Source organism: Pseudomonas sp. WS 5078 (assembly GCF_012985745.1).
In the GTDB taxonomy this organism is placed as follows: domain Bacteria; phylum Pseudomonadota; class Gammaproteobacteria; order Pseudomonadales; family Pseudomonadaceae; genus Aquipseudomonas; species Aquipseudomonas lundensis_A.
In genome coordinates this window covers 25,119-38,724 of sequence record NZ_JAAQWX010000004.1, presented here as the reverse complement: position 1 = coordinate 38,724, position 13,606 = coordinate 25,119, and the positions used below count along the sequence as shown (strand labels likewise).

The window sequence follows — 13,606 nt, the reverse complement described above, 5'->3', positions numbered from 1 at the left end:
TGAGCTTAGAGGCCAATTGTTACCAGACGCAACCATTGCCTTGTGCGCTGCATCCCCTACACTGCCCGCCACAAAACGCGTAAGGAAACAACCGTGAAACTCGTCGATATCGTGCGCATGCTGTCGCTAGCAGGCATTTGGGGCGCCAGCTTTTTGTTTATGCGGATAATCGCACCGGTTCTCGGCTCCCTACCGACCGCTTTTTTTCGTGTGTCCATCGCGGCCACCGGCTTGTTGGTCATTCTGGCGCTGATGCGCGTTAGCTGGAATTTCGGCGGCAAGTTCAACGTGGTGCTGATTCTCGGGGTCATCAACTCCGGCATACCGGCCACGTTGTATTCCGTGGCAGCCCAAGTGCTACCTGCCGGGTACTCAGCCATTTTCAACGCCACCACGCCGCTGATGGGGGTGTTGATTGGCGGTCTGTTTTTCAGCGAAAAACTCACGCTGACCAAAATGGCGGGGGTGTTTTTGGGCCTGCTGGGGGTGGGTATTCTGACCCGGGCGGGGCCTGTCGCGTTTGACATGGATTTGCTGATGGGCGCCCTCGCCTGCTTGCTGGCTACGACCTGCTACGGTTTCGCCGGCTTTTTGGCGCGCCGCTGGCTGGATCAACAAGGCGGCCTGGACCCGCGACTTTCGGCGCTGGGCAGCATGCTAGGGGCCACGCTGTTCCTGCTGCCGCTGTTTGCGGTCAGCCTGATCCATCAGCCACCCGCCAGTTGGGGTGGGATGAGCGTGTGGTTGTCTCTGTTGGGGTTGGGCCTGTTGTGCACAGCGTTTGCGTACATTTTGTACTTCCGGCTACTCACCAGCATCGGCCCGGTCAAGTCCATGACCGTGACCTTTATGATCCCGCCGTTCGGCGTGCTGTGGGGCGCGCTGTTTCTGGACGAACCGTTGTCGATGGCGCATGTGTATGGCGGGCTGCTGATCGCCGTGGCGCTGTGGTTGGTGCTCAGACCCGCCCGGCTTTGACAAAGGAATGAAGCACGCTGCGAAGCAAGCCGAAGGCTCCCTTCGCAGCCTGGGTCAGCGATTACGCGGTTTTACGAAACACAAACATCAGGCCAACGATGATCATGGCCATGCCCAACAGGCTCAAGGCTGCGAGGGTATTGCCGAAAATCACGTAGTCCAGGACCGCCGTGACAGCAGGCACCAGGTAAAACAGGCTGGTGACATTGACCAGGTTGCCCCGCGCAATCATCCGGTACAGCAACAAGGTGGCCAGCACCGAGACCACCAGTCCCATCCACAACACCGGTATCACAAATCCCGCGCTGTACTGAATGCTGAAGGGTTGAAACGGTACAAACAGTGCACATGCCAGCAACCCGGCGAAGTACTGCACCGGCAAGGTGCCCAGCGGGTTATCGGTGATGCGCTTCTGCATCAGGGTGCCAAGGGTCATGCTCATCAACGCAAGTACCGCCAATAGCATGCCCTGCCATGACATCCCGGCCAGACCGATGCTTTGATAGACCACCAGAATCAGCCCGGCCAACCCCAGAAACAACCCCAGCAGTCGACTCCAGGACTGGCGCCGCTCCAGGATCACGGCGGTCAGAATCGGTTGGACGCCCATGACCGTGGCCATCACACCCGGCGTGATGTGCAGAGCCAGCGCCAGCATATAAAAAATCTGGTAGGCGCCCAGCAAGACGGCGCCCGTGACCAACGCATACCACACCGCTCGAGCACCTCGCGGACGCTGGAGCTTGAGCAACGGGATCAATAGCACCAGCGCCAGTAACGCGATGGCAAAGCGAATCAACAAAAAAGCGAAGGGCGACGCGTGGGCCAACCCCCACTTGGAGAAAATCGCGCCGCTGCTCCACAGCAACACAAACGCACAGGTGGAGGCAGCCGCCAGCGCGGATTCTTTTGAGATCGAAAACATGAGTAACACCTGTCATCAGGCAAAAAAGCCAACTCAGCCAAGGCTGAAGTTCAGTGGTTTTCAGACGGGTACGGGCAACCGACGACTCGGCTCAGCCCGTCACAACACCCGGTGGCGATACGACCACGTACACCACAGTGCTGCTGACAGGAGGGGGATAGTGACTGATCTGCCCCGGTTGCTGATTCGCACACGGCACTGCGTCAGCAGTGACTGCTGAATTGACAACGCGGCGTGGAAGGGAAACCGGCATGAGCTGATCGCTGTGAAGGGTAGTGAGCGCCGACTATAACCAGCGCCCGATACAATTTGCAATACGTTAACCGAACAACCAGCGCCACAGCAGCACCAGCACCAGCACCGCCAACACCGGGCGCAAGATGCGGTACAGCTTGGGGTTACGGCGTTTCCACTGCTTGACCACGCCACTGAAGCGATCGCTGAAGCGTTTGCTCCATGCGTAGGCTTTGTTAATGCCGCCTACACGTTCGTCATCCAGGTTTTGCGGCGCGGTGGCTTTGCCCAACTGAGCGCTGACCCAACGGTTGATGTGGGTCATGATGCGATTGGTCAACGGGCGCTCCACGTCACAGAACAGGATGACGCGGGTGATGTCGGTTTCGTTTTTGACCCAGTGCACGTACGTCTCATCGAACATCACGTCTTCGCCATCACGCCATGCGTACTCCTCGCCGTCCACAAAGATGCGGCACGCATCGGAGTTGGGCGTCGACAGCCCGAGGTGATAACGCAGCGAGCCGGCAAACGGGTCACGGTGCGGGTTGAGGTGACTGCCGCCCGGCAACAGCGCAAACATCGCGCCTTTGACGTTAGGAATGCTGTTGACCAGCGCCACGGTTTTCGGGCACAGCAGCTCAGCGGAAGGCAATGGCTTGTCGTACCACTTGAGGTAAAAGCGCTTCCAGCCTTTTTTGAAGAAAGAACCGAAACCTGCGTCGTTGTTCTTTTCGGCGGCGCGGATATAGCCTTCGTCGAACAGGTGCATGGCTTCTTCACGGATTTCCTGCCAGTTGTCCTTGAGGATATCCAGCTCGGGGAATTTGCTGCGGTCCAGATAAGGCTTGGAAGGCACACCGGAGAACAGGTACATCAAGGCGTTGTACGGCGCGAAAAAAGCGGAGTGGTTGACGAACTGACGCAACACCGGCAAACGCGCCTTACCGCGCAAATGCACGTAAAGGATGCTGCCGACAAACAGCAGTATCAGCCCTGCCTTGATGGCGAAGGATAAGGTCATGCAACAACTCCTCGAAAAAACTGTGCGGCACCGATAGCCCGATGTGGCAGCCGGGCATGATAAACACTACCGGCGCAGGACAAAACCCGCGTGATCCAACATTCAGTGTTAAGCATTACGTAACAGCGCATTAAATAGCATAAGCCGAGGGGAAATCGCTTGATGTGAGTCAGGCAAAGCCCGTTGCAGACGCAGGGTGCGAAAGGTGCGATGCGTGCACAAGAACGCTTTGCACTCCCCCTTCGCAGCCTGCAACAGCAACTACAGTGCGTCTTACTGCTCGAGTTCCTGCTCACTGAACAGGTCGCTGAACAAGAAGCTCGACAGGTAACGTTCGCCCGAATCCGGCAGGATCACGACAATGGTTTTGCCCTGCATTTCCGGCTTTTCAGCCATACGCACGGCCACCGCCATGGCCGCACCGCAGGAGATGCCGCACAGGATGCCTTCTTCATCCATCAGGCGCCGCGCCATCACCTTGGACTCATCGTCACTGACCAGTTCGACCTGATCGACGATCGACAGGTCGAGGTTTTTCGGCACAAAACCGGCACCGATGCCCTGGATTTTGTGCGGCGCAGGCTGAATTGCCTGACCGGCCAGCGCCTGGGTGATGACTGGCGAAGTGATGGGTTCAACGGCAACTGACATCAGCGGTTGACCCAGTGTGTGCTTGATATACCGCGAAATACCCGTAATCGTGCCGCCCGTGCCCACGCCTGACACCAGTACATCGACACGCCCATCGGTGTCGTTCCAGATTTCAGGGCCAGTGGTTTTTTCGTGGATTGCAGGGTTGGCCGGGTTTTCGAATTGTTGGGGCATAAAGTATTTCGATGGGTCGCTGGCCAGGATTTCAGCAGCCTTGTCGATGGCGCCTTTCATGCCTTTGGCCGGTTCAGTGAGCACCAGCTCGGCACCCAGCGCCTTGAGCACTTTGCGACGCTCAAGGCTCATGGATGAAGGCATGGTCAGCATCAGTTTGTAACCGCGTGCAGCGGCCACAAAGGCCAAGCCGATACCGGTATTGCCCGACGTGGGCTCGATGATGGTCATGCCTGGCTTGAGCACACCGCGACTCTCGGCGTCCCAGATCATGTTGGCGCCTATCCGGCATTTAACCGAATACCCCGGGTTGCGCCCTTCGATCTTGGCCAGAATAGTGACGCCACGGGGCCCGATGCGGTTGATCTGTACCAGCGGCGTATTACCGATGGATTGAGCGTTATCTGCAAAAATGCGACTCATGACGGGGGGTCCCTTATGCACTTTTCGGAAAGGCTTCAAGGGTAGGCTTCGTGTTCGCGTGCGTCCAGTCATGCCGTGACGGCCCGTTCACAGACTGAATGAGGCGTTTGCGTTCACGCAACGCGGGTGCCGCGTTATAGTCGGACATGCTTTTTTATTAGTCACCCGCCCTGCCCTGTGCAGACCGGGGTTATGGTTTGAGGATGTGCAGATGAAGTTTGAAGGTACCCGCGCCTACGTGGCCACTGATGACCTGAAGCTGGCGGTCAACGCGGCCATCACCCTGGAACGCCCGCTGCTGGTCAAAGGCGAGCCCGGCACCGGCAAGACCATGCTGGCCGAGCAACTGGCCGAGTCCTTCGGTTGCAAGCTCATCACCTGGCACATCAAGTCCACCACCAAAGCCCATCAGGGCCTGTATGAATACGATGCGGTAAGCCGCCTGCGCGACTCCCAACTGGGCGTCGACAAAGTCCACGACGTGCGCAATTACCTGAAAAAAGGGAAATTGTGGGAAGCCTTTGAGGCCGAAGAACGGGTGATTTTGCTGATCGACGAAATCGACAAGGCCGACATCGAGTTCCCGAATGACTTGCTGCAAGAACTCGACAAGATGGAGTTCTACGTTTACGAGACCGACGAAACGATCAAAGCCAAGGTGCGCCCGATCATCATCATTACCTCCAACAACGAGAAAGAGCTGCCGGACGCCTTCCTGCGCCGCTGCTTCTTCCACTACATCAGCTTCCCGGACCGCACCACCCTGCAAAAAATCGTCGACGTGCATTTCCCCGACATCAAGAAAGAACTGGTCAGCGAGGCGCTCGACGTGTTCTTCGATGTGCGCAAAGTGCCAGGCCTGAAGAAAAAACCTTCGACCTCGGAATTGGTGGACTGGCTCAAGCTGCTAATGGCCGACAACATTGGCGAAGCGGTATTGCGCGAGCGTGATCCGACCAAGGCCATCCCGCCGCTGGCGGGCGCGCTGGTGAAAAACGAGCAGGACGTGCAATTGCTTGAGCGCCTGGCGTTCATGAGCCGTCGCGGCAATCGTTGATGGACCCGAGGCGATAAGCATGTTGCTGAATCTGTTCAATGAAATGCGCGCAGCCAAGGTGCCGGTCTCGGTGCGTGAGCTGCTGGACCTGATCAATGCGCTCAAACACCGGGTGACCTTCGCCGACATGGACGAATTTTACTTTTTGGCGCGCACCATTCTGGTCAAGGACGAGCGCCACTACGATAAGTTTGATCGCGCCTTCGGTGCTTATTTCAACGGGCTGCAAACCCTCAATCAACACCTTGAAGCCTTGATTCCGGACGAATGGCTGCGCAAAGAGTTCGAGCGCTCGTTGAGCGATGAAGAGCGTGCGCAGATCCAGTCGTTGGGGGGCCTGGACAAGCTCATCGAAGCGTTCAAGCAGCGCCTGGAAGAGCAAAAGGAACGCCACGCCGGGGGTAACAAGTGGATCGGCACCGGCGGTACCAGCCCGTTCGGTTCAGGTGGCTACCACCCCGAAGGCATTCGCGTCGGTGATGCCGGAGCGCGCCAGGGCAAGGCGGCAAAAGTCTGGGAACAGCGCGAGTATAAAAACCTCGACGATCAGGTCGAGTTGGGCACGCGCAACATCAAAGTCGCGCTACGCCGCTTGCGAAAATTCGCACGCCAAGGCGCGGCAGATGAACTGGACATCGACGGCACCATCGACCACACCGCCCGCGACGCCGGCCTGCTGAATATCCAGATGCGTGCGCAGCGGCGCAACTCCATCAAGCTGCTGTTGCTGTTCGACATTGGCGGCTCGATGGACTCCCATGTACAGATCTGCGAAGAGCTGTTCTCAGCCTGCAAGACTGAGTTCAAACACCTGGAGTACTACTACTTCCATAACTTCATTTATGAATCGGTGTGGAAGAACAACCAGCGGCGTCAGGTTGAGCGCATTGCCACCCAGGACGTGCTGCACAAATACGGCGCTGATTACAAAGTGATCTTTATTGGCGACGCGGCCATGGGCCCTTACGAAATCACCCATGCCGGGGGGAGCGTGGAGCACTGGAACGAAGAACCGGGTTACCTGTGGATGCAGCGTTTTATGGAGAAATATAAAAAGCTCATCTGGATCAACCCGTACCCCAAAGACACGTGGAACTACACCGCCTCAACACGCATCGTGCGGGATTTGATTGAAGACCGCATGTACCCGCTGACGCTGGAGGGGCTAGAAGAAGGGATGCGTTTTTTGGCGAAATGAAGCAACGCACCCTCCTCGCCGGGGTGAAGTTCAGACGCGCTTGACGCGCTGCATCCATTCCACCTGTTGGCGCTGCGCGGCTTCCTGCGTGGCCGGGTGCAGCGACACACGTTGCCCCGGCAAACACTGTGCCAGCCGCGCCAATGAGAGCGGCGTCAATGCCCCCAGTCGCGGGTAGCCACCAATGGTTTGTCGGTCATTGAGTAACACGATGGGCTGGCCATCTGGCGGCACTTGCACCGCCCCCAACGCAATCCCTTCGGAAATCATCGGTGGCCCTTGATACACCAGCGTCGGCCCCAGCAAACGGATGCCCATGCGGTCGGCGCGGCTGTCGAGCACCCACGGGCAATTGAAGGCGTCGAACGTGCTTTGCCCGCTGAAATCGCCGATCTGTGCGCCCATGATCATGTCCAGCAACGGGACGCCGGTGAACGCGGGAATCCAGGCGTGATTCATTTCACGTAATGCCGGCCGGGCGTTCCTGAAGCCCAGTTCGGCGCCTTTCTCCAGCGCATTCCCCCTGCCATCCGGCCCACCCAACTGCTCCCGGGCGACCGTGGCGCAACTGCCCAACACACGCGGCGCGTCGAAGCCTCCCGGCGCGGCCAGGTAGGCTCGAGCACCGTCGAGTGGCTGCGCGAAACACAGGGTCTGCCCCTGGCGCAGGCTGAAACTGCGCCACGGTTTGAGCGGCTGGCCATCCACAGTGGCGGCCAGGTCCGCGCCCGCCAGCGCTAACGTGCAATCGCACTGAGCCATTACGCTAAAACCGCCCAGGGTGATTTCAATCACCGCTGCCTCCAGCTCATTGCCCAACAGCCAGTTGGCCCACGTCATCGACTGCCAATCGGCCGCACCGCCTTGGGTCACGCCCAAATGCCGGACCCCAAAACGCCCTGCATCCTGCAACTGGCATAACGGGGTGCTGGCCTGAATCAACAATTGGCTCATGCCAAGGGCTCCTGTGGGGTGTCGTCGCCGCCCAGGCGGATGAATTCGCTATGACTGATTGGCTCGAACTGCACGCGGTCGCCGGGTTGCAACAGGCTGTACCCCTCTCGCTCCCGGTCAAACAGCCTGACCGGCGTGCGCCCGATGAGGTTCCAGCCGCCGGGCGACTGGGCCGGATAGGCCGCCGTCTGGCGTTCGGCAATCCCGACACTGCCCGCTGCCACCCGTTTACGCGGCGTGTTGAGGCGTGGCGCAGCCAGCACCTCGTCCACCAGCCCCATGAAGGCAAAACCGGGGGCGAACCCCAGCGCGAACACCTGATACGGACGCTCGCTGTGACGGCGAATCACTTCGCGCTGCGACCACCCCGTGCGCTGCGCCAGCAACATCAGTTCGGGCCCGACGCTCAGGTCGTACCACACCGGCAACACATGGCATTGGCCACGGTCCCGGGTTTCGGGTTGCAGGTCGGTCATTGCTTGATGAATGAGTTCGCGCGCCTGGGCCGAGCTCAGCGCCAGCCCGTCGTAGTGAATCATCAACGTGGTGTAGGACGGCACCAGATCGATCAGAAAACCTGCAAAGCCGCTGCGCACCCGCTCTGTGGCGGCCAGCATCCACGGCATGTTGTGTTCAGCAATCTCGTCGAACAGCCGCAACATCAGGCAGTCGATGGCTGCCACCTCAATACGCGGCTTCATGCCGATTGCCCGTTCAGGGCCATACGGATGTGCTGCACGGCGGCCACCGAACTGGCGTTGTCGCCATGCACGCACAACGTGTGAGCGTGCAGGTGCAAGGGGCTGCCATCAATCGCTGTCAGCGGTTGGCCTGCGGCGAGGGTCAACGCTTGCTGAACGATCCGCTGCGGCTCGTGGTGCACCGCGCCCGGCAGTTGACGCGAGACCAGGTGCCCGGCCGCGTCATAGGCGCGATCGGCAAACGCTTCAAACCACAGGGTGACGCCAAACTCATCGCCGATGGCGTGTGCGACGCTGTTATCACGGGTCGCCATCAGCATCAGCGGCAGGCTCGCGTCGTAGGCCGCAACAGCCTGCACCACCGCGCGCAACTGCTCGGGGTTGGCCATCATGTCGTTGTAGAGCGCACCGTGGGGCTTGACGTAGCTGACGCGAGTGCCCTGAGCACGGCAGATGCCATCCAGGGCGCCGATCTGGTAATGCAACAGGTCTTGCAACGCCTGCGCGGTATAAGCCATGGAGCGGCGGCCGAATCCTGCCAGATCCTGATACGCCGGATGGGCGCCGATCTGCACCCCGTGCGCCAGCGCCAGCGCCACGGTGTTGCGCATGATCCCCGGATCACCGGCATGGAAGCCGCACGCGATGTTGGCGCAATCAATGAAGGGCATCACCTCGGCATCCAGGCCCATGGTCCAGCTGCCAAAACTTTCACCCATGTCGCAGTTCAATAACAGGCGGCTCACGATGATGCTCCTGTGGTGTTTTTTATAATTTAGAAGTAGGACATTTTTCGACAGGCGTACGCTGTTCGTCCAACTAATAAAAGCCAGACACCGGGATAAAAAAAATTGATTGCCGTGGGGGCCGCTATTTAGCGGCTACCGAACCGCCGGGGCGCAATGGCCGGCTCAGGCAGCCACGACGGGTTTAGAGGCTCAGTAACTGCGCTCACGGCGCGCAATGCGTTCGCGTTGACGCTTGCCGCCCAGCACCACCCAATCAATGAGCCGCAACACCCCTTCGATGACGAAGGAAAACAGCAGAGCCCCGGCCATGGCCCAGCCAATGGCGGTGGGCGACAGCAGCACCTGATAGGTGTATGCGTCGAAGGTTTCCTGACGAATCGCAGGATCTGCCGCATATGCCACTTGCAGGGCGCGCATGTACCACGGCCCTTGCATGGCCTGGAACTGGTTATCCAGCAGGCGTTGACGGGTCAACAATGTATTGAGGCTTGACGCATCGCTGCGAAACACTGGGTCTTCGCTGGCCTGATAGTGCGCCACCAGTGCTTGCAAGTCGCCGTTGAAAAACTGGTTGGCGGTGTTTTGAAACCCGGCCAAACCGGTTTGCGCTTCAATCAGGTGAGCTTCCACACGATTGGCGTAGTCATTGATAAAACCCGGCACTTGCACGCCGATCAACAAGCCCAGGGTGAACAACACCAACCGCAGGTAACTCAGGAACATGCTTGCCCATCCTTATTCGGTTGTGCCCTGGCTGACGCATTCGCCGCGTCGCCACAAGCCCCACTGGCCCGGCGCATAGCGCGTCCAGGTTTCGTTTTCGGTCAACGGTTCGGTGGCGATGACCGTCACCACGTCATTGGGGGTGGTTTCTGCCTGAAAATCCACGATCACGTCGACATCTTTAAGCCGCGCCGGGCCAAAGGGCGCTCGACGGGTGATGTGCGCCAGTTTGGTCGAGCAATAGCAAAACAACCAGTCGCCATCACTGAGCAGGCAGTTGAAAACGCCTTTGCCGCGATACTCCGCACACGCCGCCACCAGCACCGGGAGAATGGTTTCGACGTCCACCGGCTCCGGGAACGCTTCGCGTACCCGATTAAGCACGTCGCAAAAGGCGGCCTCGCTGTCGGTGTCGCCTATCGGCCGATAGAAACTGACGGCCGGATTGAAGTCAGCCAACTGACCGTTGTGGGCGAAGCACCAGTTGCGCCCCCACAGTTCGCGCACAAACGGATGGGTGTTGGACAGGCAGACCTTGCCGACATTGGCCTGGCGGATGTGGCCAATGACCACTTCGCTTTTGATCGGGTAGCGCTGGACCAACAGTGCGACTTCGGAGTCGCAACTGGCAGCCGGGTCCTGAAACAGACGCAGCCCGCGCCCCTCGTAGAATGCAATGCCCCAGCCGTCGCGGTGCGGGCCGGTACGCCCGCCGCGTTGCATCAGGCCGGTGAAGCTGAACACAATATCGGTCGGCACGTTGGCGCTCATGCCCAGTAATTCACACACGCTCGCACTCTCGCATTCAGGCTCGACGGAAAAAAGTTACAACCTGGGTTCAACCCGGGTAGTACCGCTGACCCGCGGCGTTACCGGACGGCCGTAGCGGTCGTCTCCAGCAGTACCGAAGGGCTGATCGTCTTCAGGGTCGTGTTGGCGGGCCTGCTCGGCCGCCGCCGCTTGCGCACGTCGGGCTTTGCTCGCGCGCTCAATGGGCCAGCGAATCAGCACAAACAGCCCGTACAGGCAAAACGCAATGATGGTGTACATCAACAGGTCGGACACGGCCCGCCATGCGTTGTTGCCCACCTTGAACGCCAGATCGAGGGCGGTGATGGCGATCGCAGGTGCAAACTTTTCTTTGACAGGGTCAATGATGGTCGGACTGAACAGCAGCACGGCCATCAGCACCCGCAACGGTTCACGCAACCAGCGCCACATGAAGCGGGTCAGGCGGCACCCTACGAGCAGGCAGCCCAAAGCGGCTAAGGCATAAAGGCCCCAGGCGATCAGATAGTCGTTCTCGGTCATGGTATCCATGGTCGGCAGGCAATGAGGCGCTATGATAACGGCTTTTAGCCAGTGCGGCTGCCCCGCCGTCAGCACGGCGTCTTTTCATTCAGGTTTCCGAGAGCACTAAATGACCGAATCTACCTACGCAAATGGCGCTCCAGTCGCACCCACGCTTCAAGGTTCAGACCCGTATGCGTGGTTACAAAACCGCGACAGCAAAGAGGTTTTGGATTACCTGAAAGCGGAAAACCAGTATCAGGAAGCCCAGTTGGCTGACGAAGCCTGGCGACGTGAAGCATTGTTTGAGGAGATCAAGGGCCGCATTCGCGAGACCGATCTTTCATTGCCGTCGCCTTGGGGCCCTTATCTGTACTACACCCGCACCCAGGCAGGGGAAGAATACCCCCGTCATTTCCGTTGCCCGCGTCCGGCCGACGACAGCCAGCAGGTAGACGAAACAGCGGAGCAATTGCTGCTGGACCCAAATGCGCTGGCCGAGGGCGGTTTTTTATCTCTGGGCGCGTTCAGCATCAGCCCGGATCATCAGCGGCTGGCTTACAGCCTCGACACCAGCGGCGAAGAAACCTACCGCCTGTTCGTCAAGGAACTCGCCAGCGGCACGGTGACCGAGCTGCCGTTCGAGGACTGCGATGGCAGCATGACGTGGGCCAATGACAGCCAGACGCTGTTTTTCGCAACCCTGGACGACACCCATCGTCCGCACAAACTGTTGCGCCACACCCTCACAGAATCGGGCGCGCACGACGTATTCCACGAGCCGGATGGCCGTTTTTTCCTGCATTGCTACCGCTCCAGCTCAGAGCACCAGCTCATCCTGTTGCTCAACAGCAAAACCACCAGTGAGAACTGGGTTCTGGATGCCGATCACCCGACACGCCCGTTCCGTTGCCTCGCGCCACGTGTGGAAGGCCACGATTACAGCGTCGATCACGGGCTGTATCAAGGTCAGTGGAGCTGGTTTATCCGCACCAATCAGGACGGCATCAACTTTGCGCTGTATCACGCTCAAGGGTCTACGCCGACCCGCGAGGCCTGGCAGTTGCTGATCGCCCACGACGACAAGGTCATGCTCGAAGGCCTGACCCTCAATGCCAACGCCCTGTGTTTAAGCCTGCGCGAAGGTGGGCTGCCGATCATCGAAATCCGCCCGCACGGTGGAACGCCCTATCGCGTGCAATTACCCGATGCGGCTTACAGCCTGTATGTGCAAGACAGTCTTGAATTTGACAACCCGTATATCCGCCTGCGGTATGAGGCGCTGAACCGCCCCGCGCACGTGCGTCAACTGACGCTGAGTACTGGCGAGCAATACGTGCTCAAGGAAACCCCGGTACTGGGTCCGTTCAATCCCGACGATTACGTCAGCCAGCGCCTGTGGGCTACCGCCCCTGATGGCACACAGGTGCCGATCAGCCTGGTGGTCAAGCGCAGCGCCCTTGGCCAGCCGACGCCGCTGTACCTGTACGGTTACGGCGCCTATGGCGAAAGCCTCGACCCGTGGTTCTCCCATGCGCGCCTGAGCCTGCTCGATCGCGGCGTGGCGTTTGCGATCGCTCACGTACGGGGCGGCGGCGAGCTGGGTGAAGCCTGGTATCGCGCAGGCAAGCAGGAGAATAAGCACAACACCTTCAGCGATTTCATCGCGTGCGCGGAGCATTTGATAACTCAAGGGCTGACCAAGGCCGAGCAACTGGTCATCAGTGGCGGCAGCGCAGGCGGCCTGTTGATCGGTGCTGTCCTCAATCAACGCCCCGAGCTGTTCAAGGCGGCCATTGCCGAGGTGCCTTTTGTCGACGTGCTCAACACCATGCTCGACCCTGACTTGCCGTTGACCGTTACCGAGTATGACGAATGGGGAAATCCGCAGGAGCCCGACGTCTATGAGCGAATCAAGGCTTACGCGCCTTATGAAAACGTTCGGGCACAGGCTTACCCCGCGATGCTGGTCATTGCCGGGTACAACGACAGCCGCGTGCAGTATTGGGAGGCGGCCAAATGGGTGGCAAAATTGCGCGCCAGCAAAACAGACGACAATTTGTTACTGCTCAAGACTGAACTGGACGCTGGCCACGGTGGTATGAGCGGACGCTATCAGGCGTTGCGCGACGTGGCGCTGGAATACGCATTTGTGTTCAAGGTGCTGGGCATTTAACCAACAGCCCGCACCTGTTGCAGCGGCCGGGCTCAATCAGCAGCCGGCTTGATTTTCAGGTCTTTGCTGTCGAGCCCCGGTAAGGGCTGGTCTTTGGGTGGCGGTTGGGGCAAGTCGATGGGTGGCAGCGGGATCAAACTGCCGCTGCCTGCCACGGGCTTGGGCACTGGCCGCGGCGTAATCTGCGGATAAGGCGTGGGGGTCGCAGTGCCGGGCGAACCGGGTGCGGGGGTTACCGGCATAACGGGAACCGGGCTTAACCCGCCCGCTTGCGCTGCACTTATCGAGAGCGCCGCCCCTGCAATGGCCGTTAGAATAGTGCGTTTCATCAGTCACTCCGTTGCCAGAC

The 13,606-nt window shown here is 59.4% G+C and carries 14 protein-coding genes; 4 read left to right on the top strand and 10 right to left on the bottom strand.

All coding sequences use genetic code 11. The features are described 5' to 3' along the window. Positions 1-93 precede the first annotated feature (93 nt). The gene (locus HBN68_RS07315; protein ID WP_094992350.1) at positions 94-978 is read left to right on the top strand and encodes a DMT family transporter; all 885 of its coding nucleotides are present in this window, start codon (positions 94-96) and stop codon (positions 976-978) included. A 61-nt stretch (positions 979-1,039) separates the two neighbouring features. Here HBN68_RS07315 and HBN68_RS07310 read toward each other — a convergent pair whose 3' ends face one another. The 3 genes from HBN68_RS07310 to cysK all read right to left on the bottom strand — a co-directional run bounded on the left by HBN68_RS07310 (position 1,040) and on the right by cysK (position 4,409). Then, positions 1,040-1,903: a DMT family transporter gene (locus tag HBN68_RS07310; protein ID WP_094992351.1), complete on the bottom strand. Its 864-nt coding sequence runs from the start codon at positions 1,901-1,903 to the stop codon at positions 1,040-1,042. Between the two features lie 319 nt (positions 1,904-2,222). Continuing rightward, positions 2,223-3,161 (bottom strand): aspartyl/asparaginyl beta-hydroxylase domain-containing protein, encoded by a 939-nt coding sequence (locus tag HBN68_RS07305; protein WP_169963581.1) that lies wholly within the window; start codon positions 3,159-3,161, stop codon positions 2,223-2,225. A gap of 273 nt (positions 3,162-3,434) precedes the next feature. Continuing rightward, a complete protein-coding gene (gene cysK / locus HBN68_RS07300) occupies positions 3,435-4,409 on the bottom strand; it encodes a cysteine synthase A (protein WP_094992353.1) in 975 nt (324 codons plus the stop codon). A 211-nt stretch (positions 4,410-4,620) separates the two neighbouring features. On the opposite strand from cysK, the gene HBN68_RS07295 reads away from it, so the two are divergent. Together HBN68_RS07295 and HBN68_RS07290 are read left to right on the top strand one after the other, a co-directional pair. Beyond that, positions 4,621-5,466: a MoxR family ATPase gene (locus HBN68_RS07295; protein WP_094992354.1), complete on the top strand. Its 846-nt coding sequence runs from the start codon at positions 4,621-4,623 to the stop codon at positions 5,464-5,466. Positions 5,467-5,485: 19 nt separating this feature from the next. Beyond that, positions 5,486-6,664 carry a VWA domain-containing protein gene (locus tag HBN68_RS07290; RefSeq protein ID WP_169963583.1) on the top strand — a complete coding sequence of 393 codons (1,179 nt, stop codon included), beginning with the start codon at positions 5,486-5,488 and terminating at the stop codon, positions 6,662-6,664. A gap of 30 nt (positions 6,665-6,694) precedes the next feature. Here the strand turns inward: HBN68_RS07290 and HBN68_RS07285 are convergent, their stop codons facing one another. The 6 genes from HBN68_RS07285 to HBN68_RS07260 form a co-directional block, all read right to left on the bottom strand. Continuing rightward, positions 6,695-7,618: a biotin-dependent carboxyltransferase family protein gene (locus HBN68_RS07285; RefSeq protein WP_169963585.1), complete on the bottom strand. Its 924-nt coding sequence runs from the start codon at positions 7,616-7,618 to the stop codon at positions 6,695-6,697. Beyond that, positions 7,615-8,319 (bottom strand): allophanate hydrolase subunit 1, encoded by a 705-nt coding sequence (locus HBN68_RS07280; protein WP_169963587.1) that lies wholly within the window; start codon positions 8,317-8,319, stop codon positions 7,615-7,617. The genes HBN68_RS07285 and HBN68_RS07280 overlap by 4 nt, the downstream gene beginning before the upstream one ends. Next, positions 8,316-9,065 carry a 5-oxoprolinase subunit PxpA gene (locus tag HBN68_RS07275; RefSeq protein WP_169963589.1) on the bottom strand — a complete coding sequence of 250 codons (750 nt, stop codon included), beginning with the start codon at positions 9,063-9,065 and terminating at the stop codon, positions 8,316-8,318. The genes HBN68_RS07280 and HBN68_RS07275 overlap by 4 nt, the downstream gene beginning before the upstream one ends. A 192-nt stretch (positions 9,066-9,257) precedes the next feature. Further along, positions 9,258-9,791 carry a DUF2937 family protein gene (locus tag HBN68_RS07270; protein WP_094992359.1) on the bottom strand — a complete coding sequence of 178 codons (534 nt, stop codon included), beginning with the start codon at positions 9,789-9,791 and terminating at the stop codon, positions 9,258-9,260. Positions 9,792-9,803: 12 nt separating this feature from the next. After that, entirely contained in the window at positions 9,804-10,580 is a 777-nt protein-coding gene (locus HBN68_RS07265) for a class II glutamine amidotransferase (protein WP_094992360.1), read from the bottom strand. A 36-nt stretch (positions 10,581-10,616) separates the two neighbouring features. Next, on the bottom strand, positions 10,617-11,111 hold the full coding sequence (locus tag HBN68_RS07260; protein ID WP_169963591.1) for an MFS transporter: 495 nt from the start codon (positions 11,109-11,111) through the stop codon (positions 10,617-10,619). A 100-nt stretch (positions 11,112-11,211) separates the two neighbouring features. Here HBN68_RS07260 and HBN68_RS07255 point away from each other — a divergent pair, with 100 nt between their 5' ends. Further along, entirely contained in the window at positions 11,212-13,257 is a 2,046-nt protein-coding gene (locus tag HBN68_RS07255; RefSeq protein WP_169963592.1) for a S9 family peptidase, read from the top strand. Positions 13,258-13,289: 32 nt separating this feature from the next. On the opposite strand, the gene HBN68_RS07250 is transcribed toward HBN68_RS07255, so the two are convergent. After that, the gene (locus tag HBN68_RS07250; protein ID WP_094992362.1) at positions 13,290-13,586 is read right to left on the bottom strand and encodes a hypothetical protein; all 297 of its coding nucleotides are present in this window, start codon (positions 13,584-13,586) and stop codon (positions 13,290-13,292) included. Positions 13,587-13,606 lie beyond the last annotated feature (20 nt).

What these genes read in the sequence shown, in the direction of transcription:
- HBN68_RS07310 (WP_094992351.1), bottom strand. Translation starts at nt 1,903, where the DNA reads ATGTTTTCGATCTCAAAAGAATCCGCGCTGGCGGCTGCCTCCACCTGT.
- HBN68_RS07305 (WP_169963581.1), bottom strand. Translation starts at nt 3,161, where the DNA reads ATGACCTTATCCTTCGCCATCAAGGCAGGGCTGATACTGCTGTTTGTC.
- cysK (WP_094992353.1), bottom strand. Translation starts at nt 4,409, where the DNA reads ATGAGTCGCATTTTTGCAGATAACGCTCAATCCATCGGTAATACGCCG.
- HBN68_RS07295 (WP_094992354.1), top strand. Translation starts at nt 4,621, where the DNA reads ATGAAGTTTGAAGGTACCCGCGCCTACGTGGCCACTGATGACCTGAAG.
- HBN68_RS07290 (WP_169963583.1), top strand. Translation starts at nt 5,486, where the DNA reads ATGTTGCTGAATCTGTTCAATGAAATGCGCGCAGCCAAGGTGCCGGTC.
- HBN68_RS07285 (WP_169963585.1), bottom strand. Translation starts at nt 7,618, where the DNA reads ATGAGCCAATTGTTGATTCAGGCCAGCACCCCGTTATGCCAGTTGCAG.
- HBN68_RS07280 (WP_169963587.1), bottom strand. Translation starts at nt 8,319, where the DNA reads ATGAAGCCGCGTATTGAGGTGGCAGCCATCGACTGCCTGATGTTGCGG.
- HBN68_RS07270 (WP_094992359.1), bottom strand. Translation starts at nt 9,791, where the DNA reads ATGTTCCTGAGTTACCTGCGGTTGGTGTTGTTCACCCTGGGCTTGTTG.
- HBN68_RS07260 (WP_169963591.1), bottom strand. Translation starts at nt 11,111, where the DNA reads ATGGATACCATGACCGAGAACGACTATCTGATCGCCTGGGGCCTTTAT.
- HBN68_RS07255 (WP_169963592.1), top strand. Translation starts at nt 11,212, where the DNA reads ATGACCGAATCTACCTACGCAAATGGCGCTCCAGTCGCACCCACGCTT.
- HBN68_RS07250 (WP_094992362.1), bottom strand. Translation starts at nt 13,586, where the DNA reads ATGAAACGCACTATTCTAACGGCCATTGCAGGGGCGGCGCTCTCGATA.